Annotated in this window: 23 protein-coding genes; 10 read left to right on the forward strand and 13 right to left on the reverse strand. The window is 72.6% G+C overall.

The features are described 5' to 3' along the window. Nucleotides 1-2: 2 nt before the first annotated feature. The 4 genes from ACZ61C_RS32565 to ACZ61C_RS32580 form a co-directional block, all read right to left on the reverse strand. The gene (locus ACZ61C_RS32565; RefSeq protein ID WP_465311690.1) at nucleotides 3-1127 is read right to left on the reverse strand and encodes a C40 family peptidase; all 1125 of its coding nucleotides are present in this window, start codon (nucleotides 1125-1127) and stop codon (nucleotides 3-5) included. Then, entirely contained in the window at nucleotides 1124-1471 is a 348-nt protein-coding gene (locus ACZ61C_RS32570; protein WP_465311691.1) for a hypothetical protein, read from the reverse strand. The genes ACZ61C_RS32565 and ACZ61C_RS32570 overlap by 4 nt, the downstream gene beginning before the upstream one ends. 110 nt (nucleotides 1472-1581) lie before the next feature. Further along, nucleotides 1582-2325: a DsbA family protein gene (locus ACZ61C_RS32575; protein ID WP_465311692.1), complete on the reverse strand. Its 744-nt coding sequence runs from the start codon at nucleotides 2323-2325 to the stop codon at nucleotides 1582-1584. 72 nt (nucleotides 2326-2397) lie between these two features. Next, nucleotides 2398-2904, reverse strand: a complete 507-nt coding sequence (locus ACZ61C_RS32580; protein WP_465311760.1) for a MauE/DoxX family redox-associated membrane protein — start codon at nucleotides 2902-2904, stop codon at nucleotides 2398-2400. A gap of 88 nt (nucleotides 2905-2992) precedes the next feature. Here ACZ61C_RS32580 and ACZ61C_RS32585 point away from each other — a divergent pair, with 88 nt between their 5' ends. The 4 genes from ACZ61C_RS32585 to ACZ61C_RS32600 all read left to right on the forward strand — a co-directional run bounded on the left by ACZ61C_RS32585 (nucleotide 2993) and on the right by ACZ61C_RS32600 (nucleotide 7968). Then, complete coding sequence (locus ACZ61C_RS32585; protein ID WP_465311693.1) at nucleotides 2993-3823, forward strand: glutamate ABC transporter substrate-binding protein; 831 nt, start codon at nucleotides 2993-2995, stop codon at nucleotides 3821-3823. Further along, entirely contained in the window at nucleotides 3820-6204 is a 2385-nt protein-coding gene (gene hrpB, locus ACZ61C_RS32590; protein WP_465311694.1) for an ATP-dependent helicase HrpB, read from the forward strand. The genes ACZ61C_RS32585 and hrpB overlap by 4 nt, the downstream gene beginning before the upstream one ends. Nucleotides 6205-6274: 70 nt before the next feature. After that, nucleotides 6275-7189: an ATP-binding cassette domain-containing protein gene (locus ACZ61C_RS32595; protein WP_465311695.1), complete on the forward strand. Its 915-nt coding sequence runs from the start codon at nucleotides 6275-6277 to the stop codon at nucleotides 7187-7189. Further along, the gene (locus ACZ61C_RS32600; RefSeq protein ID WP_465311696.1) at nucleotides 7186-7968 is read left to right on the forward strand and encodes an ABC transporter permease; all 783 of its coding nucleotides are present in this window, start codon (nucleotides 7186-7188) and stop codon (nucleotides 7966-7968) included. The genes ACZ61C_RS32595 and ACZ61C_RS32600 overlap by 4 nt, the downstream gene beginning before the upstream one ends. Before the next feature lie 14 nt (nucleotides 7969-7982). Here ACZ61C_RS32600 and ACZ61C_RS32605 read toward each other — a convergent pair whose 3' ends face one another. Further along, the gene (locus ACZ61C_RS32605) at nucleotides 7983-8576 is read right to left on the reverse strand and encodes a TetR/AcrR family transcriptional regulator (RefSeq protein ID WP_465311697.1); all 594 of its coding nucleotides are present in this window, start codon (nucleotides 8574-8576) and stop codon (nucleotides 7983-7985) included. 98 nt (nucleotides 8577-8674) lie between these two features. Between ACZ61C_RS32605 and ACZ61C_RS32610 the strand changes: the two genes are divergently transcribed. Then, on the forward strand, nucleotides 8675-9337 hold the full coding sequence (locus tag ACZ61C_RS32610; protein ID WP_465311698.1) for an SDR family NAD(P)-dependent oxidoreductase: 663 nt from the start codon (nucleotides 8675-8677) through the stop codon (nucleotides 9335-9337). 3 nt (nucleotides 9338-9340) lie between these two features. Here the strand turns inward: ACZ61C_RS32610 and ACZ61C_RS32615 are convergent, their stop codons facing one another. Next, on the reverse strand, nucleotides 9341-9820 hold the full coding sequence (locus tag ACZ61C_RS32615) for a TetR/AcrR family transcriptional regulator (RefSeq protein WP_465311761.1): 480 nt from the start codon (nucleotides 9818-9820) through the stop codon (nucleotides 9341-9343). 106 nt (nucleotides 9821-9926) lie between these two features. On the opposite strand from ACZ61C_RS32615, the gene ACZ61C_RS32620 reads away from it, so the two are divergent. After that, nucleotides 9927-11078: an FAD-dependent monooxygenase gene (locus tag ACZ61C_RS32620; RefSeq protein ID WP_465311699.1), complete on the forward strand. Its 1152-nt coding sequence runs from the start codon at nucleotides 9927-9929 to the stop codon at nucleotides 11076-11078. Here ACZ61C_RS32620 and ACZ61C_RS32625 read toward each other — a convergent pair. The 3 genes from ACZ61C_RS32625 to ACZ61C_RS32635 all read right to left on the reverse strand — a co-directional run bounded on the left by ACZ61C_RS32625 (nucleotide 11023) and on the right by ACZ61C_RS32635 (nucleotide 14058). Further along, entirely contained in the window at nucleotides 11023-11697 is a 675-nt protein-coding gene (locus tag ACZ61C_RS32625; protein ID WP_465311700.1) for a response regulator transcription factor, read from the reverse strand. The two genes, ACZ61C_RS32620 and ACZ61C_RS32625, sit on opposite strands and share 56 nt — an antisense overlap. Beyond that, nucleotides 11694-13274 (reverse strand): sensor histidine kinase, encoded by a 1581-nt coding sequence (locus ACZ61C_RS32630; RefSeq protein WP_465311701.1) that lies wholly within the window; start codon nucleotides 13272-13274, stop codon nucleotides 11694-11696. Before ACZ61C_RS32630 ends, ACZ61C_RS32625 begins: the two co-directional genes overlap by 4 nt. Nucleotides 13275-13353: 79 nt before the next feature. Further along, the gene (locus tag ACZ61C_RS32635; RefSeq protein ID WP_465311702.1) at nucleotides 13354-14058 is read right to left on the reverse strand and encodes a dienelactone hydrolase family protein; all 705 of its coding nucleotides are present in this window, start codon (nucleotides 14056-14058) and stop codon (nucleotides 13354-13356) included. Nucleotides 14059-14085: 27 nt separating this feature from the next. Between ACZ61C_RS32635 and ACZ61C_RS32640 the strand changes: the two genes are divergently transcribed. Both ACZ61C_RS32640 and ACZ61C_RS32645 read left to right on the forward strand, forming a co-directional pair. Beyond that, nucleotides 14086-14295: a hypothetical protein gene (locus tag ACZ61C_RS32640; protein WP_465311703.1), complete on the forward strand. Its 210-nt coding sequence runs from the start codon at nucleotides 14086-14088 to the stop codon at nucleotides 14293-14295. Next, a complete protein-coding gene (locus ACZ61C_RS32645; protein ID WP_465311704.1) occupies nucleotides 14292-15035 on the forward strand; it encodes a hypothetical protein in 744 nt (247 codons plus the stop codon). The genes ACZ61C_RS32640 and ACZ61C_RS32645 overlap by 4 nt, the downstream gene beginning before the upstream one ends. Here the strand turns inward: ACZ61C_RS32645 and ACZ61C_RS32650 are convergent. Together ACZ61C_RS32650 and ACZ61C_RS32655 are read right to left on the reverse strand one after the other, a co-directional pair. After that, nucleotides 15017-15238: a hypothetical protein gene (locus tag ACZ61C_RS32650; protein ID WP_465311705.1), complete on the reverse strand. Its 222-nt coding sequence runs from the start codon at nucleotides 15236-15238 to the stop codon at nucleotides 15017-15019. The two genes, ACZ61C_RS32645 and ACZ61C_RS32650, sit on opposite strands and share 19 nt — an antisense overlap. An 8-nt stretch (nucleotides 15239-15246) precedes the next feature. Next, complete coding sequence (locus ACZ61C_RS32655) at nucleotides 15247-16368, reverse strand: inorganic phosphate transporter (RefSeq protein ID WP_465311706.1); 1122 nt, start codon at nucleotides 16366-16368, stop codon at nucleotides 15247-15249. Nucleotides 16369-16597: 229 nt separating this feature from the next. On the opposite strand from ACZ61C_RS32655, the gene ACZ61C_RS32660 reads away from it, so the two are divergent. Further along, nucleotides 16598-18007 carry an acyltransferase gene (locus ACZ61C_RS32660; RefSeq protein ID WP_465311707.1) on the forward strand — a complete coding sequence of 470 codons (1410 nt, stop codon included), beginning with the start codon at nucleotides 16598-16600 and terminating at the stop codon, nucleotides 18005-18007. On the opposite strand, the gene ACZ61C_RS32665 is transcribed toward ACZ61C_RS32660, so the two are convergent. After that, nucleotides 17978-18778: a poly(ethylene terephthalate) hydrolase family protein gene (locus tag ACZ61C_RS32665; protein WP_465311708.1), complete on the reverse strand. Its 801-nt coding sequence runs from the start codon at nucleotides 18776-18778 to the stop codon at nucleotides 17978-17980. The genes ACZ61C_RS32660 and ACZ61C_RS32665 overlap by 30 nt on opposite strands. Nucleotides 18779-18961: 183 nt before the next feature. On the opposite strand from ACZ61C_RS32665, the gene ACZ61C_RS32670 reads away from it, so the two are divergent. After that, complete coding sequence (locus ACZ61C_RS32670; protein WP_465311709.1) at nucleotides 18962-19828, forward strand: lipase family alpha/beta hydrolase; 867 nt, start codon at nucleotides 18962-18964, stop codon at nucleotides 19826-19828. Here the strand turns inward: ACZ61C_RS32670 and ACZ61C_RS32675 are convergent. Continuing rightward, nucleotides 19812-20969 carry an FAD-dependent oxidoreductase gene (locus tag ACZ61C_RS32675; RefSeq protein ID WP_465311710.1) on the reverse strand — a complete coding sequence of 386 codons (1158 nt, stop codon included), beginning with the start codon at nucleotides 20967-20969 and terminating at the stop codon, nucleotides 19812-19814. The genes ACZ61C_RS32670 and ACZ61C_RS32675 overlap by 17 nt on opposite strands. Nucleotides 20970-21044: the final 75 nt, after the last annotated feature.

The raw sequence follows: 21044 nt of genomic DNA on the forward strand, positions 1-21044 counted from the left end.
AGCTACCCCGTCGGCCGGTAGAAGCCGATGAACTGCTGTCCCGCGTTCGTGGTGCGGATCTTGCTGATCTGCACCGGGTCGCCGGCTTCGACCATCTGGCCGTCGCCGATCACCATCGCCACGTGGCCGGACCACACCACGAGGTCGCCGGGCAGCAGCTGGTCGATCGACGGCACCTCGGCGCCCACGGTCTGCTGCTTCGCCGTGCGCGGCAGCTGCAGGCCGGCGTCCTGGTACGACGTCATGGTCAGCCCGCTGCAGTCGAGACCCTGGCCCCGCGCGGTGCCACCCCACACGTACGGCACGCCGAGCTGCGAAAGCGCCGCGCGCACGGCCTTGGCCGCGGTCTCGTTCGGCGCCATGACCTGCTTGCCGCCGGGCAGGTTGATGCCCACCCCCGTGCCGGGCTGCGGCGGGATCGCGACCGGCAGCCGCGGCTTCGAGACGGAGCCACCGCCTCCGCCGCCGCCTCCCCCACCACCGCCGCCGCCGGAGTCCCCACCGCCGGAGTAGCCGCTGTTGGAGTTGAACGAGGACGCCACCTTCGTCGGCGCCGCGCTGCTCGAGGACGTCGTCTGCTCGCCGCCGCCCAGCCGGGTGCCGATGTCGGTGAGCTGGTTGATCGTCTGCTCGCTGAAGGTCGCGGCCTGGCCGGTGAGCTGGCTGATCTTCGTCTGCAGCTTCATCAGGATGTCGCGCGACGCGGCGGCGCGGCTCTCCGGCGGCTGGATCGACTTCACCGCCGCCAGCGCCTTCATCGACGCCGAGATCTCCTTGATGATCTGGTCACGGACCTGGTCGTTCTTGATCTCGCCCAGGTTCAGCGTCTCGGCGGCCTCGGCGACCGCCTTCTCGATCTCGGCGCTCTCGTCGAGCAGGTCCTGGACCTCCTGCTCCAGGCTCTTCGACGTCGCGGTCGCGCGGTCGGTCGTCGAGCCCGAAGTCGCCGAAGCGAGGTTGACACGCTGTTCGGAGGCGACGTCGCGGGTCTTGCCCACCGACGTCTGCAGCGCGACGTGCGCGTCCCGCGCGCCGCCGATCGCGGCCGGGTCGTGGCGCAGCTTCTGCGCGAACTGGTTCGGCACGTCCAGGCCGTGCCGGACGAGCTGGTCGGCGTGCTCGGTCACGCGAGATCCCCGAGATCCCCGCCGAGCCGCCGGACGACGTCGCCGTGCTCGGCCTCGACGGCCAAGTAGTTGCGGTCGGTCTGCCGGGCGGCTTCGCCGACCTGCCGCCAGCCGCCGCCGACGCGGTGCATCTTCTCCTGCAGCCCGCGCATCCGGCCGCTGTAGGCGCCGGAGAAGCCGGACTCGCCGCCCATCTCCGAGAAGCCGTGGCCGCCGAGCGTCACGTGCGGGCCGACGTGCTTGTCGGCCGCACCTTTGACGTCTTCACCGAGCGGGTCGACCTCACGCGCGTACCGCGAGTACGCGCCGTCGTCGACGTGAAACCCCTGATGCGAACCGTCCACTGGCCCTCCCTGTCACCGAGGGTGCGACGTGCGCTCGCCACCCCCGGTTCCCCTGCTGCGGAATTCAGCCTAGACCACGGTCCGTGCCCGGGTGGGCGAATTGCCCGGACTCAGCCGGTGACCTTCTGGAGCCAACCGGGGTCCTGCCACGACACGATCGAGCCGTTCGAAGTGACGGTCGGCGTGCCGAAACCGCTTTGCCCGTTGCCGAAGTCCTGCGCCAGCTTCGGGTCGTTCCCGATCTGCTGGAAGGCGTCGTTCAGCTGCTGGTCGTAGGTGCCCGCGTTGACGGTTTGGGCGAACTTCGGGTCGGTGATGCCGACGTCCTGGCCGAGCTTGACCAGCTGCGCCTTGTCGTAACCGCGCTTGCCCTCTTCGGGCTGGTTCGCGAACAGCGCGTCGTGGAACTGGAGAAACTTGCCGGCGTCGGCCGCGGCGAGCGCCGCGTTCGCCGAGTCGAGCGAGTAGCCCGCCGGGTTCGAGCGGTCGTTGAGCAGCGGCACCATGTGGTAGCGCACCTGCAGCTTGCCGTCGTTGACGGCCTGCTCGATCTGGGTCTTGTAGGTCTTCTCGAACTGGCCGCAGATCGGGCAGAGGAAGTCGGCGTAGACGTCGATCGAGGCCTTCGCGCCCGCCTTGCCGACGGTGACGACGACGCCGTCGCGCTTCTGCGTGACGTCCCCGGCCAGCGAGCTCGTGGTCTCGCCGGGGTTGATGACCTGGCCCTCGGTCTTGTTCCGGTCCGAGATCGTCCAGATCACGCCGCCGATCACGAGCGCCGCCACGACGACCACGGCGGCGATCCCGATGAACCACTTCCGCTTGTCACCGGCGCTGCCTCTGGCCTGGGCCACCGCCTTCGCTCCGCCCGCCTGCGAGGCCTGCCGACGCTTCCGAGCGGTCCGCTCAGCTCCACCCACTGTGTATCAGTTCCCTTCCGCGATACCCGAGTAGTCGTTCCCGGGCTCGGTGGAGTTCCCGCGACCTCGCGCGAGCCAGCCGTCGAGCGACAGCCAGGTGCGCGGCCGCGCCAGCAGCCACACGGCCAGCAGCGCGAAGCCGGAGTCGCGGAGGATCTCCTGCGGGTACTCGGTCTGCCCCGCCGCCACCTGGCCGCCGCCGCCGAAGCACCCGCAGTCGATGCTCAGCCCGCGCGCCCACGACTGGGCGATCCCGGCGATGAGCACCACGAGCAGCACCAGCGCGGCGCCGGCGACCCAGCGGGTCGCCAGGCCGGCGAGCAGGAACAGCCCGAGCACGAGCTCGACGAGCGGCAGCGCGATGGCCACCACGTTGGCGAGTGCGTCCGGCAGCACGTCGTACGCCTTCACGGCGATCAACGTCTGACCCGGATCCGCCAGTTTCAGCGCGCCGGAAACGAGCCAGACGGCTGCCAGCCCGAGCCGGGCGAGCGTGCCGACGGCGTCCAGCACGGGTTGGGACGGTCGCACCACGCACTTAGGCTAACGGGAGGACCTGAGAACCACGTGAGGGCACGGCGACGGCGAAGGGAGGGGTGCGATGCGGCTGCGCATGCTCCTCTGCTCGGCGTTGCTGCTGGTCACGGTGGCGGCGTGCGGTCCGGCCCAGGTCTCGCCGAGCGACTCGCTGGTCACCAGGGCCAGTGCCACGGATCACCTGACCATCGGCATCCGGTTCGACGCGCCGGGGCTTTCCGAGCGCACGGTCGACGGGCGGTTCGTCGGGTTCGACGTCGATGTGGCGACCTTCGTCGCCTCGGAACTGGGTGTCGCGGCGAAGGACATCACGTGGCGCGAGACGACGTCGGCGACGCGCGAGACGGACCTCACGTCGGGCGCGGTCGACCTGGTCGTCGCGACCTACTCGATCACGGACAAGCGCAAGCAGGTCGTGGCGTTCGCCGGGCCGTACTTCACGACCGGCCAGGACCTGCTGGTGCGGCGCACGTCCCCGGACATCACCGGGCCGGAGGCGCTCAACGCGCGGCGGCTGTGCTCGGTCACCGGCTCGACGCCGGCGCAGCAGGTCAAGGACAAGTTCGCGCAGGCCGTGCAGCTGGTCGAGTACCCGCGCTACCCGGACTGCGTCACCGCGCTGCTCGCCGGGCAGATCGACGCCGTGACGACCGACGGGGTGATCCTCGCCGGGTACGTCGCGCGCGATCCGGAGCTGCTGAAGGTGGTCGGGAAGCCGTTTTCGAAGGAGAGCTACGGCGTCGGCCTGCGCAAGGGCGACACGCAGGGGGTGGGCGCGGTCGACGACGCGATCCGGAAGATGATCTCCTCCGGCGAGTGGCTGCGCTCGCTCAACGAGAACATCGGGCCGTCCGGTTATCAGCTCCCTGCGCCCCCCGAGGTCACCGAGAAGTGAAGCTGCCCGACCTGCCCGTCCGTGCCGTGCTGCCGGACGTTCTCGCGGCGCTGGACGCCCACGGCGCCGCGGTGCTCGTCGCGCCGCCCGGGACGGGGAAGACGACGCTGGTGCCACTTGCGCTCGCCTCGGGCGCCGAGGGCCGGGTCGTGGTCGCCGAACCCCGGCGATTGGCGGCGCGGGCCGCGGCGGCGCGGATGGCGGCGCTGCTCGGTGAGCCCGTCGGTGAGACGGTGGGTTATTCGGTGCGCGGCGACCGGAAGGTGTCGGCGCGCACGCGGATCGAGGTCGTGACGTCCGGGCTGCTGGTGCGGCGGCTGCAGGGCGACCCGGAGCTGCCGGGCGTGTCGACGGTGCTGCTGGACGAGTGCCACGAGCGGCACCTGGACGCGGACCTGCTGCTGGCGCTGCTCCTGGACGTCCGCGCCGGGCTGCGCGACGACCTGCGGCTGCTGGCGACGTCGGCGACGGTCGCGGCCGGGCGGCTGGCCACGCTCCTGGGTGACGCGCCGGTGGTGACGGCGACAGCGCCGACATACCCGGTCTCGTTTTCCTACGTCCCGCCTGCGCGAGGCGAGCGGATCGAGGCGTGCGTCGCGCGGGCGGTGCGGACGGCACTGTCCTCGGGGGACGGTGACGTGCTCGCTTTTCTGCCCGGTGCGGGCGAGATCGCTCGGACTTCGGGACTGTTGTCGTTGTCCGAATCGAACACCGTGGACGTCTTGCCGCTGCACGGGCGGCTTTCGGCGGCCCACCAGGACGACGCGCTGCGGCCGCGCACCCGGCGTCGCGTGGTGCTGGCGACGGCGGTGGCCGAGTCGAGCTTGACGGTGCCGGGCGTGCGCGCGGTGGTGGACTCGGGACTGTCGCGGGTGCCGCGGGTCGACCACCGGCGAGGCCTGCCCGGCCTGGCGACGGTCCGGGTCTCGGCGGCGGTGGCGACGCAGCGGTCCGGGCGCGCGGGTCGCGAGGGGCCCGGGCGGGCGTACCGGTGCTGGGCCGAGAACGAACAGTCTTTGCTCCCGGCCTATCCGGAGCCGGAGATCAGGACGGCCGAGCTGGCCCGGCTCGCGCTGGAGCTGGCGTGCTGGTCGACGCCCGACGGCAGCGGGCTGGCCTGGTGGGACCCGCCGGGCGAAGGTGCGCTGGCGGCGGGCCGCGCGTTGCTGGCGACCCTGGGCGCGACGTCGGACGGCGTGATCACCGCGCGCGGGCGGCGGATGGCGGAGCTGGGGCTGCACCCGCGGCTGGCCCGGGCGCTCCTCGATGGGACCGAGGCGGTGGGCGCCCGGAACGCGGCCGAAGTGGTGGCGCTGCTGGACGCGGGCGCGACGCTGACGGACGTGGACGCGGAGCTGCGCAGGCTGCGCTCGGCGAGCGACGAGCCCGCGCGCCGGTGGAAGCGTGAAGCACAGCGCCTTTCGAAGCTCGTGACCGGCGAAGGAAAGCCCGATTCCGCGCTGGTCGTCGCGCTCGCGCACCCCGAGCGGCTCGCCCGGCGACGGCCCGGCGGCGCACCCGTCTACCTCATGGCCGGCGGCACCGCGGCCGAGCTCCCACCCGGCAGCGGGCTCGACGCCGAGTGGCTGGCCATCGCCGAAGCGACCCGCGACCCCGGCCGCGTCCACGGCACCATCCGCTTGGCCGCGGCCGCCGACGAACGGCTCGCCACCCGCGTCGGCGAAGTGTCCGAAGTGGACGAAGTCACCTGGGACGGCGACGTGGTCGCCCGGCGGGTGCGGAAGCTCGGCGCGATCACGCTGTCGTCGAAGCCGCTGCAGAACGCCGACGTCCACGACGCCCTCGTGACCGGCCTCCGCGAGAGCGGCCTCGGCCTGCTGAAGTGGACGCAGGACGCGACCCACCTGCGCGAGCGGATGGCCTTCCTCCACCGCGTCGTCGGCGAGCCGTGGCCCGCGGTCGACGACACCGCGCTGCTGTCCGATGTGGACCGGTGGCTCGACCTCTCCGGCGTCCGGCGGAAATCGGACCTCGCGAACATCAACGCGGGCACGGCGTTGAAGGCGCTCCTCCCCTGGCCGGAAGCGGCCAAGCTGGACGAGCTGGCCCCGGACCGCCTCGAAGTCCCGTCCGGCTCCCACATCCGCGTCGACTACCGCGCCGACCAGCCCGTGCTCGCCGTCAAGCTGCAGGAGACCTTCGGCTGGACCGAGACGCCCACCCTCGCCGGCGTCCCCGTCGTGCTGCACCTGCTCTCCCCCGCCGGCCGCCCGGCGGCGATCACCGCCGACTTGAAGTCGTTCTGGACCAGCGGCTACCCGGCCGTGCGCGCCGACCTGCGCGGCCGGTACCCGAAGCACCCGTGGCCGGAGGACCCGGCCACCGCCGCGCCGACGCGGCACACCCGCCGCCGGGCCTGACGAAAGTCGGGGGCGGCCCGCGACCGTCGGCCGATGCCCCGGGAGGGCCGGAAACCGCAGACTCCACCGCATGATCACACTCAGGGGATTGACCAAGCGGTACGGCGAAAAGACCGTCGTCGACACGCTGACCTGCGACGTCGCGCCGGGCCAGGTGACCGGGTTCCTCGGCCCCAACGGCGCCGGGAAGTCGACCACCATGCGGATGACCGTCGGGCTCGACCACCCGCAGGCGGGCGAGGTGCTCGTCGGGGGCAAGCGGTACGCCGAGCTGCGGCACCCGCTGCGCGAGGTCGGCGCGCTGCTCGACGCCAAGGCGCTGCACCCCGGCCGCAGCGCCGGGAAACACCTGAAGGCCATGGCGCAGAGCAACGGGATCCCGACGAGCCGCGTCGAAGAGGTCCTCGCGACCGTCGGGCTTTCGGACGTCGCGGGCAAGCGCGCCGGGCAGTTTTCGCTCGGCATGGGACAGCGCCTCGGCATCGCGGGCGCGCTGCTCGGCGACCCCGGCGTCCTGATGTTCGACGAGCCGGTCAACGGCCTCGACCCGGACGGCGTCCGCTGGGTGCGGCAGCTGATGCGGTCGCTCGCCGCCGAGGGGCGCACGGTGTTCGTCTCCAGCCACCTGATGAGCGAGATGCAGCTGACCGCCGACCACCTCGTGGTGATCGGCAAGGGCAAGCTCCTGGCCGACGCACCGGTCGCGGAGTTCATCGCCGGCAACTCGCGGACAACGGTCTCGGTGCGCGTCCCGGCCGAGGCTGAACGCGCGAAGCTCGACGCGCGGCTGCGCGCCGAGGGCGGCCTGACGCAGTCCGGCGAGCCGGGCGAACTGCTCGTGGACGGTCTCGACGTCACCCGCGTCGGCGACCTCGTGCACGAACTGGGCGTGCGTGTGCACGGTCTCGCCGAGCGGACGGCGTCCCTCGAGCAGGCCTACATGGAACTGACCGCTTCTTCGGTGGAATACGGGGTGTCGGCATGACGACGACGGAAGTGCGCGGCGGCGGGCTGTCCGGCGCGGCCGCCGCGGAGTGGACGAAGTTCTGGTCGGTCCGGGCGACCTGGTGGTGCCTGGCCGGCGGGGCGGCGTTGCTGCTGGGGTACAGCACGCTGTCCGGGATCGCCCAGCGCTTCGACGACGACCCGCAGGCGGCGAACACGATCGCTCTCGGCGGCGGCTTCTACCTGGCGCAGTTCGCGGTCATCGCGCTGGCGACGCTGTTCGTGACGAGCGAGTACGCGAGCGGCGGCATCCGGTCGAGCCTGCTGTGGACGCCGGTCCGCGAGCGGGTCGTGCTCGCGAAAGCGGCGGTCCTGCTGCCGGTGCTCTTCGCTTACGGCGTGGTGCTTTCCTGCGCGGGCATGGCATTGGCGAGCGCGGTCAAGGACGGCCACGGCCTGCCGACGAGCTTCGCGGGCGGCTTCACGACGGCGACCGGCATGGGCGGGTACTTCGCACTGCTGGGGCTGCTGTGCACCGGTGTCGCGTGGGCCCTGCGCAGCGCGGCGGGCACGCTGGTGACGGTGATCGTGCTGCTGGTGCCGCTGCCGCTGATCGTCGCGTCGCTGGGGTTGCCGGACCTCGTGCCGTACTTCCCGGGGATCGCCGGGGTGAACGCGATGGTCGAGGCCGGGCAGCCGAACCCGGTCACGATGGCGGTGGCGCCGTACGCGCCGTGGGCCGGGCTGCTGATCTGCGTGGCCTGGGCGGCGGCAGCGCTCCTCGCGGGCACCGCGGTGTTGCGCCGTCGGGACGCCTGACTCCGAAGACCTGCTCAGGCCGGCCTGAGCAGGTCTTCGACCAGCGTGTCGACCAGTCCCTTGGGGACGCTCGACCCGGTCAGCGCGCCGTAGACGATCGGGCCGACGAGGGCGTCGAGGATTGCGTCCGGGCCGAGCTTGGGTGAAATCTCACCGGCTTCGGTCGCGCGCGTGAGCATCGCCCGTTCCCGCTCGCGGCGCGGGCCGAGGTAGCGCGTGCGGAAGCTTTCGGCGGTGCCGGGATCGTGCTGCGCCTGGCCGATCAGCGTGAGCAGGACCTTGCCGGCGGGGTCGCGGGTGAGGAACCGCGCGAACCCGCGCAGGTAGGCGCGGATGCCGTCCGCCGTGGGGTTTTCCACCGGCACGGGGAGGCGCTTCTCGCTGTCCTCGATGAGCGTGTCGAGCAGGATCTCGACCTTCGACGGCCACCAGCGGTAGATCGTCTGTTTCGCGACCCCGGCCCGGCGCGCGATCGCTTCGACGGTCAGCCCGCCGAAGCCGTGCTCGACGAGCAGGTCGTCCGCGGCGTGCAGGACGGCCAGCCGCGCGGCCTCGTCGCGCCGGTTCCCCGAGCGCGCGCGGGCGGGCTGGGAGTTCGCGGCGACCATGCCGGGCACCCTACCCGCCGCCGGGGCCGTGATCAGACCGTGGAGCCATGCTACCGTCTAGACGCAACGTCTCGTCTAGACAACCCTGAGGAGCACCAATGCAAGCTCTGGTCGTCGGAGCGTCCCGAGGGCTGGGTCTCGCCCTCACCACCGAGCTCGACCGCCGCGGCTGGCAGATCGTCGTCACGACCCGCGACGGCAAACCGCCGGAAAGCGTCCCGGAGGGACAGCGGGTCGAACCCCTGGAGATGACCAACCCCGATGAGATCGCCGCGCTGCGCGAACGCCTGACCGGCACCCGGCTCGACCTGCTGTTCGTCAACGCCGCGGTCAACCGCGGGAACGAGCCGATCGGCGAGGTGGCGACCGACGTCTTCACCGAGGTGATGGTCACCAACGCGCTCAGCCCGATGCGGGTCGTCGAGGCGCTGCACGACCTCGTCGTCCCCGGCGGGACCGTCGCGGTCATGTCGTCGGAGCAGGGCAGCTTGACACGGAACACCGAGCCCGGCTACGACCTCTACAAGGCCAGCAAGGCCGCGCTGAACCAGCTGATGCGCAGCTACGCCACCCGCCAGGCCGGTGACGGCCGGACCAAGCTGCTCGTCGACCCCGGCCACAACCGGACCGCGCTCGGCGGCCCCGACGCGCCCCTGGCGCCCGAGGAGAGCATCCCGGCCGTCGTCGACGTCCTCGAGGCGCAGGCCGGCACGCCGGGCCTGCGGTTCCTGGACCGCCGCGGCGAGGTGGTGCCCTGGTAGCCGTCAGACCCCGATGCCCGCGAGGATTTCCCGGGCGCTCTCGACCAGCGCCTCCCGCGTCGGCGCGGTGCCCGCCCCGGCGAGCGCGCTGAAGATGGTGCCGTCCATCCAGTCGACTACCAGCGTCGCGTGGCGCTCCGGCTGCGTCGAGCCGTACTGCGCCAGCACCTCGGCGGCGCGGCGGCGCAGCAGCAACCCGCCTTCGTCGTACGCCGCCCGCAGCTCCGGGCGCCGGGTCGCCTCCAGGGCGAACTCGTACCGCGCCAGCATCCGCGTCCGCCCCGAAGTGATCGCTTCGAACGCGTACTGCGCGATGTATTCGGCCAGCCCGCCCGGCGGCGGGTCCACTTCGACGCGGTCCAGCGTGATGATCCGGGTGATCGTCAGCTCCAGCAGCGCCGCCCGCGTGCGCGCGTAGTACGACGTCGAGCCGACCGGGAGCCCGGCCGCACGGTCGACCGCCCGGTGGGTCAACCCGCGCATGCCCGCCGCCGCGATCACCTCGATCGCCGCGTCGCCGATCACGTCCACCCGTTCCACCCGGCCACTCTACAGGCGTAGAGTGCTCTACAGATGTAGAGGAGGGGTCATGCACGCGGTCGTGGTCGGCGGGGGCATCGGCGGGCTGGGCGCGGCGATCGGGCTGCACCGGGCCGGCTGGGCGGTCACCGTGCTCGAGCAGGCGCCGGGGTTCGGCGACGTCGGCGCCGGGATCTCCCTCTGGCCGAACGCCCTGCGCTGCCTGGACGAGCTCGGCGTCGACCTCGGTGACCGCCTCGCCGTCCAGACGCGGGCCGGGCTCCGCGACCGCCGGGGCCGGTGGCTCGCGCGCTGGGACGCCGCCGCGTTCGAGCGCTACCACGGGCGGCCGCTGACCGGGATCCACCGGGCCGACCTCATCACCGGCCTGGCCGACGCCCTGCCCGCCGACCGCCTCCGCACCGGCGCCGAAGTCACCGAGGTGACCGAGGACGGCCTGGTCCGCTTCACCGGCGGAGAGCTGCGCGCCGACCTGGTCGTCGCCGCCGACGGCATCCGCAGCCCGGTCCGCCGCGCACTCTTCCCGAACCACCCGGAGCCGGTCCACTGCGGCAGCACGGCGTTCCGCGGCATCGCACGCCCGGCGCGGAAACCCGGGCTGAGCACCAGCTTCGACCGCGGCACCGAGATCGGCGTGCTCCCGCTGACCGGCGACGACGTCTACTGGTGGGTCTCGTACGTCACCGAGCCGGACGCCCGCCCGGCCGATCTCAAGGCGTACCTGAAGGAGCATTTCGGCGACTGGCCCGACCCGATCCCCGAGCTGATCGGCGCCACGCCGCCGGAAGCCCTGCTCCACCACGACCTCTACCACCTCGGCACGCCGCTGAAGACGTACGTCCGGGGCCGGGTCGCCCTGCTCGGCGACGCCGCGCACGCCATGCCGCCGTTCCTCGGCCAAGGTGGCTGCCAGGCCCTCGAAGACGCCGTGGTGCTCGCGCACGCCGTGTCCACAGTGGAGTCCGTTGAGGCCGCCCTGCGGCGCTACGACGCCGAGCGGCGGCCGCGCAGCCAGCACGTCGCGCGGGCGTCCGTCCGCGCGGGCAAGGTCGGGCCGCAGCTGACCAACCCCGTCGCGATCGCCCTGCGGACCACGCTGGCGCGGCTCGTCCCGTCGAAGCTGGTGGCCCGCTCCGGCGCCTCGATCAGCGGCTGGCGGCCTCCGCGTCTCCCCCGACCAGCCCCGCCTCGTACGCCGTGATCGCCGCCTGCACCCGGTTCTTCACCCCGAGCCGGGTCAGGATCGTGCTCACGTGCGCCTTCACCGTGCCCTCGACGACGAAGATCTTCGCCGCGATGTCCGCATTGGACAGTCCGGACCCCAGCAGCGTCAGCACTTCCCGCTCGCGCGGGGTCAGCACGGCGATCCGCTCGCGCGCCGCGGCGGCGCGCGAAAGCTGTCCGCCGGACAGCCGCGCGATCACCCGCTGAGCCACCTTCGGCGACAGGAACGCGGCGCCGTCGGCGACGGCGTGGACACCGGCCAGCAGCTCCCGCGGGTCCCCCGACTTGAGCAGGAACCCGCCCGCGCCGAGGCCGAGCGCCCGCTCGATGTACTCGTCTTCGCCGAACGTCGTCAGCATGATGACGCCGACCGCGGGCAGCAGCCGCCGGATCTCGGCCGCCGCGCCCAGGCCGTCCAGCCCGGGCATCCGGATGTCGAGCAGCACGACGTCCGGCTGCGTGCCGAGCACCTTCTCGACCGCCTCCCGGCCGTCGGCGGCCTCGGCGACCACCTCGATCCCGGTGTCCGCGCCGAGGATCGCCGCCACCCCCGCGCGCATCATCGCCTCGTCGTCGGCCAGCACGACCCTGATCACTTTGCCCCCTCGGCGAACCAGTCCTTGGACACGAGCTTCCCGTCGGCGAAGCACAGCCGGTACGCGGCGTAGTCGTCGTTGAGCCACGTGCGTCCGGCGCCGTAGTACTCACACGCGACCCCGGCCACCGGCGGCAGCGCCGGCTCGCCGCGGGTCGGCCGGGCGAGGCGCTGGTTCTCGGGCAGCCGCGGCACCAGGTCGGCGCGCGCCTGCCCGAGCCGCATCGCGTCGTAGGCCGGGCCGGGCAGCTCGGAGGAGTTCCACTGGTAGAGGAACACGATCCCGCCGATCGCGAGGACCAGCCCGAACAGCGCCAGCGGCACGGCGACTGCGAGGATCAGGCTCCGCCGGACGTCCCGCCGGGCCAGCTCCAGCGCGCGGGCCGACGTCGACTGCCCGACGGCGTCGTCGGCGGCCTCCCGCAGCTCCGCGCTCTCCTCGACCGGCGCGGCGTCGTGCGGCAGGGCCGCGGTGACGGCGAACCCGCCTTCGCGCGGCCCGGCCTGCAGCGTCCCGCCGACCAGCCGGACGCGTTCCCGCAGGCCGATCAGCCCGCGGTGCCCGGACGCGGCGCCCGGCAGGGGTCCGGCGGGCGGCGGCTCGTTGACCACGCTGACGTCGGTCCGCGCGCCGGTGCTGGTGACGCGCACGGTCACGGCGGCACCGGGCGCGTGCTTCGCGACGTTGGTCAGGCCTTCCTGCACCACGCGGTAAGCCGCGAGGGCGACCATCGGCGGGGCCGCGCCGATGTCCACTCCTGCCTCGATGAGCAGGCCGGACGCGCGGGCGCGCGAGATGAGCTCGCCGAGGTCACCCTGCACGGGTTCGGTGGGCGCAGCGTCCTCGCGCAGCACGCCGATGATCTCGCGCAGCCGCTCGGTCGCGGCGGCGGCACTGGTCCGCAGCTGCGTCGCGGCGTCACGCTGGACGTCGTCGAGACCGCCCGCGACCTCGAGCGCCGCGGCGCGGACGGCGATCAGGCTCAGCTCGTGGCCGAGCGAGTCGTGCATGTCGCTGGCGATCCGCGCGCGCTCGCGCAGCCGCGCCTGGTCGGCGACCAGCCGTTGCCGGCTCTCCATCTCCTCGGCCCGGCGCCAGCCGGTGCGGGCCAGCTCGCCGCGCAGCCGGACGTACCGGCCGAGCAGCCACGGCGACAGCCCGGCGAACACGAGGATGGCGACCATCGCGGCCCAGTCGCCGACGCCGTCCGGGCCGACGAGCAGCGCCAGCGGCAGCCCGGCCACCACCACGGCCGCGCCGACCAGCAGGCCGGGCCGCGCCCGGTCCATCCGCAACGCGGCGAGATAGCTCATCGCGACCAGGACGAACACCACCCACACGGGCACGCGGTCGCGGTACGGGAACGGCACGGCGAGCGCCCCGGCCAGCGCGATCCCGAGCGAGACGGCCGGGTACCGCCGCGCGGTCGCGACCGACCCGGCGACCACGGCGAGCCCGCCGGCCAGCTCCCACCAGGACTGCGTGCCCAGGGTGCCGGTGGCGACGATGAAGGCGAGGAACGTGCCCAGCAGCACGTCCAGCACCACGCGCCACCTGCGCTTCGTCACCTCTCGCACCGCACCGAAGCTACAACCCGTGACCGGCGCGGACCACTGCCGAAAGTCAAGGACGCCGCTTTCACGTGAAAGCTACGGTTCAGGTGAGCGTGTCGAGGAACACCAGGGTCTGCGGCCAAGACAACGCGAAGGCGTCGGCGTTGACGGCTGTCCCGTGCCGGGCGGAGTCGCTGAAGCCGTGCTCGGCGCCCGGGAAGTGCTGGGTGAACGTCGCGCCGCGCGGCCGGGACTGCAACGCCGTCTGCAGGCGGGCGAACGTCTCGTGCGAAACGACCGAGTCGGCCTCCGGGTAGGCGACGAGCACGGGCGCGGTGATCTCTGTCGACAAAGCGACCGCGTCCAGGTCGTGGTTCGGCGGCGCCGGGTCGCGGACCGTCGGGTGGTACGCCACCACCCCGGAAAGCCGCTGGTCACGCGCCCCGAGCAGGAGCGCGAACCGGCCGCCGAGACACCAGCCCATGACCCCGGCCGACGTGCAGCCGAGGTCGCCGAGGAGGTGGTCGAGCAGCACCGTCTGCTCGGCCAGGGCGGTCTCGTCGCGCAGCTCGCCGAGCTTCGCGCCGAGGTCCTCGCGCGAGGTGTTGTCGGTGCTCGCGCCGTGGAAGACGTCCCAGGTCAACGTCGTGATCCCGCGCTCCGCCAGCTCGCCGGCCCAGGCCCGGACCTGTGCGCCGATGCCGGTGATCATCGGCAGGAGCAGCATCCCGGCCGCCGAGCCGCCGTCCGGGCGGGCCAGGTACGCGGAGAGGTCGCCGACACGGACCGTGGACGTCTCGATGCTCATGCCCCGCATGATGCATCATGATCCACCATGGCCGAGCGCACACTCGCCGAGCAGTTGGGCGGTCCCCTCCCCGAAGGCATCGAGGCCCTCGAAGAGCACGAGCGGCAGGACCTCGCCGACGCCCTGCGTGACGCACGCAGGCGGCAGGCGAAAGCGCTCGCCGAGGCGGGCGAGGAAGGCCTCCGGTACGTCCCCGCGCTGCTGCGCGGCGCGGTCCGGAAGGCGGTCGGCCTGTGACGGACTACGAGGCCGAAGCCGAGATCCTCAAGCTGGCCCGCGTCCTGGGCGTCGAGCCGGAGCGGCTCGAGTACCTCGCCCGGGTCGACGCCGGCGACCTGCGGGCGTTCCGCGACCAGGTCACCGACACGCTGTTCGACGCGAACATCGCCGTGCTGCAGCGGATGGCGCTCGCGGCCCGGCTGCTGCCCGGCGGGGTGCTCGCGAAGATCGCCGAGAAGGTGTTCGGCCCGCTGCTGTGCGCCCGGATCGCCGGAGTGGTCGACGTCGCCCGCGGGGTGGACGTCGCGAAGCGCCTGAGCCCTCGATTCCTGGCGGAGGTCGCGGCGGACCTCGACCCGCGGCGGGCGAGCGCGATCATCTCGCGCATCCCGCTGGACACCGTGCTCGCGGTGGCGAACGAGCTGGCGGGCAAGGCGGACTGGATCACGCTCGGCCGGTTCGTCGGGCACCTGCCGGACCCGACCGTGCGCCGCGCGCTCGAGGAGATCGACGACCCCGGCCTGCTGCGGATCGCGTTCGTGCTCGACGACAAGAGCCGCATCGACCACGTCGTCGGCCTGCTGCCGGCCCACCGGCTCGGCCGGCTGATCACCACGGCCGGCGCCGACGAGGACCTCTGGGTCCCCGCCCTGGACCTGCTGGGCCACCTGGACGAAGCCCGCCGGGCGACGGTCAAGCCGTTGCTCGGCGGGCTTCCGGAAGGACTGCGCGAACGCGCTCAGGCGACGATCAAGTAGATCCCGTAGGCGACGATCGCCAGGCAGACGACGAAGCAGAGGACCGACCCGACCAGCGGGCCGGTGCCCGAGCCGCCCGCCTCGCGGGCCGACTCGCGCTGGGACAGGCCCACCACGCCGAAGGAGAAGAGGCTCGTCAGCACCACGACCGCGCCGAGCGCGACCACGAAGACGAGACCGAGGGAACCCCAATCGATGTTCACGGCGCTCCTCAGGCGTTGGCCGGCGCCTGCACGCCGGGCTCGGTGACGGAGTTGGCGTTGATCGGGTTCCGCCGCGACGCGAGGTAGATGCCCACCGCGATGACGACGCCGGCGATGCCGATCAGAACGGTGCCCCAGCTGCCGAGCGTCGAGACCTCGGCGGCGACCGCGCCGACGATCGCGGCGGCCGGCAGCGTCAGCGCCCACGCCACGACCATCTTGCCCGCGACGCCCCAGCGGACCTCGGCGAGCCGGCGGCCGAGGCCCGACCCGATGATGCCGCCCGAGCAGACGTGCGTGGTGGACAGCGCGAAGCCGAGGTGGGCCGAGGTCAGGATGACCGCCGCGGCACTGGTCTCGGCCGCGAAGCCCTGCGGCGTCTGGATTTCCGTGAGCTTCTTGCCCATCGTCTGGATGATCCGCCAGCCGCCGAGGTAGGTGCCGAGCGCGATCGCGGTGCCGGCGGTCAGGATCACCCAGATCGGCGGGCCCGAGCCGGCCGGGAGCGAGCCGGACGCGATCAGCGTCAGCGTGATGACACCCATGGTCTTCTGCGCGTCGTTCGTGCCGTGCGCGAGCGAGACCAGCGAGGCCGAGGCGATCTGGCCGGCCTTGAAGGTGCGGCCGACGGTGCCTTCCTTGGCCCGGGCGGTGATCCGGTAGACGAGGAAGGTGCCCAGCGTCGCGACGATGCCCGCGACGATCGGCGAGGCGAGCGCCGGGATGAGGACCTTCTCGACGACCTTCCCGAAGTGGACGGCGTCGGAGCCCGAGGCGATCCAGGTGGCGCCGATCAGCCCGCCGAAGAGGGCGTGCGACGAGCTCGAGGGCAGCCCGATCAGCCAGGTCACCAGGTTCCAGACGATGGCCCCGACCAGCCCGGCGAAGATGATCACCGGCGTCACCTTCGTGTCGTCCACGATCCCGCCGGAGATCGTCTTCGCCACCTCGATCGAGAGGAACGCGCCGACGAGGTTCAGGACCGCGGAGACCGCGACCGCGATTCTCGGCTTGAGCGCGCCCGTGGCGATCGAGGTGGCCATCGCGTTGGCTGTGTCGTGGAAACCGTTGGTGAAGTCGAAGGCCAGGGCGGCCACGATCACCACCAGCACGATCAGCGAGAAGTCCATCCAGGTCTCCCGTCCCGAAGTCGGTCATGACGCTACTTCCGGGATGCCCGCGGCCCGATCCCGAGCGCGTGACGGCTGACTGAACTCTCAATGAACCGGGAAGCGCTTCCCTGACAAGCCCGACATTCCGGACAGGGTAGGGCCGGCCCGACCTCGGAAACGGGGGTTCGTCCCAGTGTTCCGGCGCCCGCGGGCTGCGACCGTCGGACCCGGACGAGAGGGGGCCGCGATGGGCAAGCCGGTCTGGGCGGTGGTCGCGACGGCGGCGTCGGCGGTGTTGTTCTTCTTCGGAGCCGGGATGGATCCCGTGCCCGAGCTGGCGTGGCTGGCGCCGCTGCCGGTCCTCCTGCTCGCGCCCCGCGTGCCCGGCGCGGCCGCGATGGCCTGCGCGTTCGCCGCCTACCTCGCGGGCAGCTCCCGGGACTGGAGCTACTTCTGGCACTCGCTGTCGATCCCGCGCCCGGCCGCGGTCGCGATCCTCGGCGGCAGCGCGGTGCTGTTCGCGCTGGCGGTCGGGCTGTTCCGGCTGCTCGTCCGGCGGGGCCACGGTTTTCTCGCGGCGCCGGCCGCGCCCGCGTTGTGGACGGCCGCGCTCTACGTCGTCTCGCTGCTCAACCCGACCGGGCTGATGGACACCCTGATGACCACCCAGGCAGACCGGCCGTCCGTGCTGCGGATCGCGGCGGTCACCGGCGGCTGGGGCGTCGAGTTCCTCGTCCTGTTCGTCCCGGCCGTGGTCGCCGCCGCGCTGGCCCCGCGGGTGGGCGGCCTCACCCGGCTCGCCGGCCTGGTGTTCGTCGCCGCCGGGCTGGCCGCCCTCGCGGTCTGGACCACGCCGCCGCTCACCGGCAAGACAACCCGGGTCGCGCTCGTCGCGCCGGGGCAGAACCACTGGGCGGTCGACGTCACGACCGCCGAGGGCCGAGCGCTCGTCCAGTCCTATGTGGACCAGATCCGCATGCTGCCGGACGGCGTCCAGGCCGTCGTGCTGCCCGAAGCCGCCTTCGCCGTCGACACGGCGAGCCGGCCGGGCCTGGTCGAAGCCTTCGCCGAGGTGGCCCGCGCGAAGAACCTCGACGTGGTCACCGGCGTCTACGACACCACGCCCCAGGGCCGGTTCAACGCCGCCCTCGCCGTCCCGCCGACCGGCGCGCCCGTTGAATACCACAAGTGGCACAACGGGGACTCCAAGAACATCGTGTCCGGGACCGAAACCGCGCACCTCGCCGGAATCGGGCTGATGGTGTGCATGGACGTCAACTTCGCCGACCCCAGCGGCGACTACGGCGACGCCGGCACCGGCCTGGTGCTCATCCCGGCGTCCGACGAGGACACCGACGGCTGGGCCCACAGCCGCACGGCGCTGATCCGCGGGGTCGAGAACGGTTTCTCGGTCGCGTGGAGCGCGGCCCGCGGCACGCCGATGCTGGCCGACGCCCAGGGCCACGTCCTCGCCGACACCCACACCGGCGACCGGCCGTTCTCGGTGGTCGTCGCCGACGTCCCGCTCGGCTCGGGCCACACGCCGTACACCCGCTTCGGCGACTGGTTCGCGTGGCTCTGCGGCCTGATCGCGCTGACCGGGCTCGCCGTCAGCGCCCGCAAGACGTCAGACGTCGAGCGCGTGAGCGTTGCGTAGCACCTTCGACCACGCCGGATCCGCGCAGAGCGTGCACCCCGGTCCGAAGAAGACACCGCGCGCCTGCTGGTCACCCGCCAGCCAGTACCGGAACCACGCGGTGATCGCGCCGCGGAAGCCGCCGCCGTCGCCGGCCGGGGTGAAGTGGGTGGCCCCGGCGAGCTCGCCGTAGACCGCGGGGACCTGCGAAGCCGCGTAATAGCGCGGAATCACCAGCAGTCCCGGCAGCACGACGACGTCGAGCTGGCCGCCGAGGAAGAGCACCGGGCCGTGCAGCGCGGGCACCGACCCGAGCGGTCCGGGCTCGATCGGGACGGTGGTGGTGACGAGCGGGTCGGCGCCCGCGGCGATGGCCCCGCCGCCGCCCTGGGAGTGCCCGGTCGCGCCGATGTGCGCGGTGTCGATCCGGCCGAAGTACCGGCTGCCGGGCCGGGCGTTCTCGGCGACGAGCGTGCGGGCGCCGTCGAGCATTTCCCGGCCGGTACCGGAGTTCACCGTGTCGGCGGCCGCCACGACGAAGCCGTAGGACGCGAGGTGGCGCAGCAGTCCCGCGTAGACGGCGGGGACCGCGCCGGTGCCGTTGCCCCAGACGATCACCGGGTGCCGGCCGCCGCCGAGGTCGGCCGGGCGGAAGACGGTGTGGGTGGCGTCGAGGGCTTCGCTGACGACGGCGAACGGACCGGGCTGGTCCCAGCTCACCGGCGCCGCCTGCGCGGCTTGCGGAACCACCAGAGCGGCCATCATGAGCGCCACGAGCCACAGCCGTCGCATGTCTTCTCCCTGTCACGCCGTCGGAACAGTCAAGTCCATGATCGGTCGTGCGGCCGGACAGCCTGATTGTGACCCGACACAAAGAATCGTCACCATCTCTGAGCGTTGTCCCAGGTCGCTTCCCGCACCCTGTGACCGATCATGAGCTGCGTCACGTACTGACGGGTAACTGGAGGTTACGGAATGCGGGTCACCAACGGCGGTGTCAAGCGAACCCTGGCCGTTCTCGCCGCGGCGCTCACCTTCGGCGCGGTCGCGCCGGCAGTCGCCGAAGCGGCGCCGAGCAGCGGCTGGAACAACTGGTCGTGCCGGCCCACGACCCAGCACCCGGAGCCCGTCGTGCTGGTGCACGGCCTCGGCGCGAACGACACGGTCAACTGGTTCTTCCACGCGCCGAAGATCGCCGCGCAGGGGTACTGCGTCTTCTCGCTGACCTACGGCACCGGCATCCTCGGCCCCACCGTCGGCGGGCTCGCGTCCATGCGGGACAGCGCCGCGCAGCTGGGCCGGTTCGTCGACCGCGTCCGCACCAGCACCGGCGCGGCGAAGGTCGACATCGTCGGGCACTCCGAAGGCAGCACGATGCCCGCGTACTACCTCAAGTTCGGCGGCGGCGCGGCCAAGGTCGCGCACTTCGTCGGCTTCGGCGCGAACTACCGCGGCACCACGCTGCAGGGCCTCGACGCGCTGGCCAAGGCCCTGCTGACGACGGTCCCGGGCCTCCAGTGGGTCCTGAACACGGCGTGCGGCGCGTGCAGCGAATACCTGGCGCCCTCGGCGTTCCTGAACGACCTCGCCCGCGGCGGGGTGCACGTGGCCGGGCCGACGTACACGAGCATCGTCAGCAAGTACGACGAGGTCGTCACGCCCTACACCAGCGGCATCCTGAACGAACCCGGCACGACGGACATCGTCCTGCAGGACTTCTGCGCCGCGGACGCGTCCGGCCACCTCTCCCAGGCGATCGACCCGAACGTCACCGGTTTGATCCTGCACGCGCTCGACCCGGGCTACTCGCCGAAGTGCACGCCGTTCACGCTCCCGCTGTGAGCGGGTTCTGCCCGAGGTAACGGCGCCCGTTCTCGGCGGACTCCCGCACCGCGGCGAACCCGTAGTCCCGCATCGCGGATTCGTAGCCCGCCACGGCTTCGAGCAGCGGAGCCCCGGCCAGCGCGGACGCCAGCACCGCACCATCGCGCAACGCGGTGTTGGCGCCCGCCCCCGCGGCCGGGCTCATCGCGTGGATCGCGTCGCCGACCAGCGTCACCCGCGACGGCTCCCACGGCCCGATCGGCACGCTCGTGCGGATCGGCTGCGGGAACGTCGACGGGACGTCCCAGTGCTCGACCATCGCCCGCGCGAGCGGGTGCCAGCCGTCGACCAGCCGCAGCGCGATCTTCTGCAGATCACCGGGGGTCAGCTCCGCGAGCCCGGCCTCGTCGTGACCGACGGTTTCCCAGCGGGCCCCGACCGAGCAGGTCATGTACGGCTCGTCGTCACGCAGCCGGAGGCCGGGCACCAGCCGCCGGCACGCGTCGGCGACCGGCTCCGGGTAGTCGACCGGCGCGAACCCGGCCATCGTCCGGTCCGGCCCGACCATCATCGAGAACACGGCGAACATCTCGGGCTCGAACATCGCGCGGGTCTCGGTGGTGAGCGGGATCCGGCCGTAGAGGTGCACCAGCCCGGCGTCGACGACCTCCGCGTGCGGCAGGTACTGCCGCCGCACCGGGGAGTTGACGCCGTCCGCGCCCACCAGCAGGCTACCCCGGGCGGAAGTCCCGTCGGCGAAATGCGCTGTCACGCCGTCTTCGTCGGTTTCGTAGCGCGTGAATCGTTTGCCGTAGGAGACTTCCTGGCCGTGCAGCAGGATCTGCCGCAGGGTGAAGCGGTTGATGTTCAGGTGGACGCCGTCGTCCACCAGCCGCCTGACCAGCCGCAGGCGGTCGTCGTAGATGTTCGTGTGCGGCCGGGCCCGGCCCGCGGTGGCGCGGAAGAGCGCGTGCAGCTCCGGGCTCAGCACGTCGTGCAGTGCCGTGTCGCCGACCCCGCTGATGTGCAGCCGGTAGCCCTGCTTCCGGGTCTCCGGCGAGTCGTCGCGTTCGTAGACCTGGCACGAAATCCCGGCCCGGCGCAGGCCGTGCGCGAGGCTCAGGCCACCGAGACCGGCGCCGATGATGATCACAGACACAGCTGTCCCTTCGTCGCTTGCGAGGAAGGGACGCACAGGTAAGCCTGCTGATGCCGCCCGGACTAACCCATACCG

It is taken from the genome of Amycolatopsis sp. NPDC104587 (assembly GCF_055583645.1).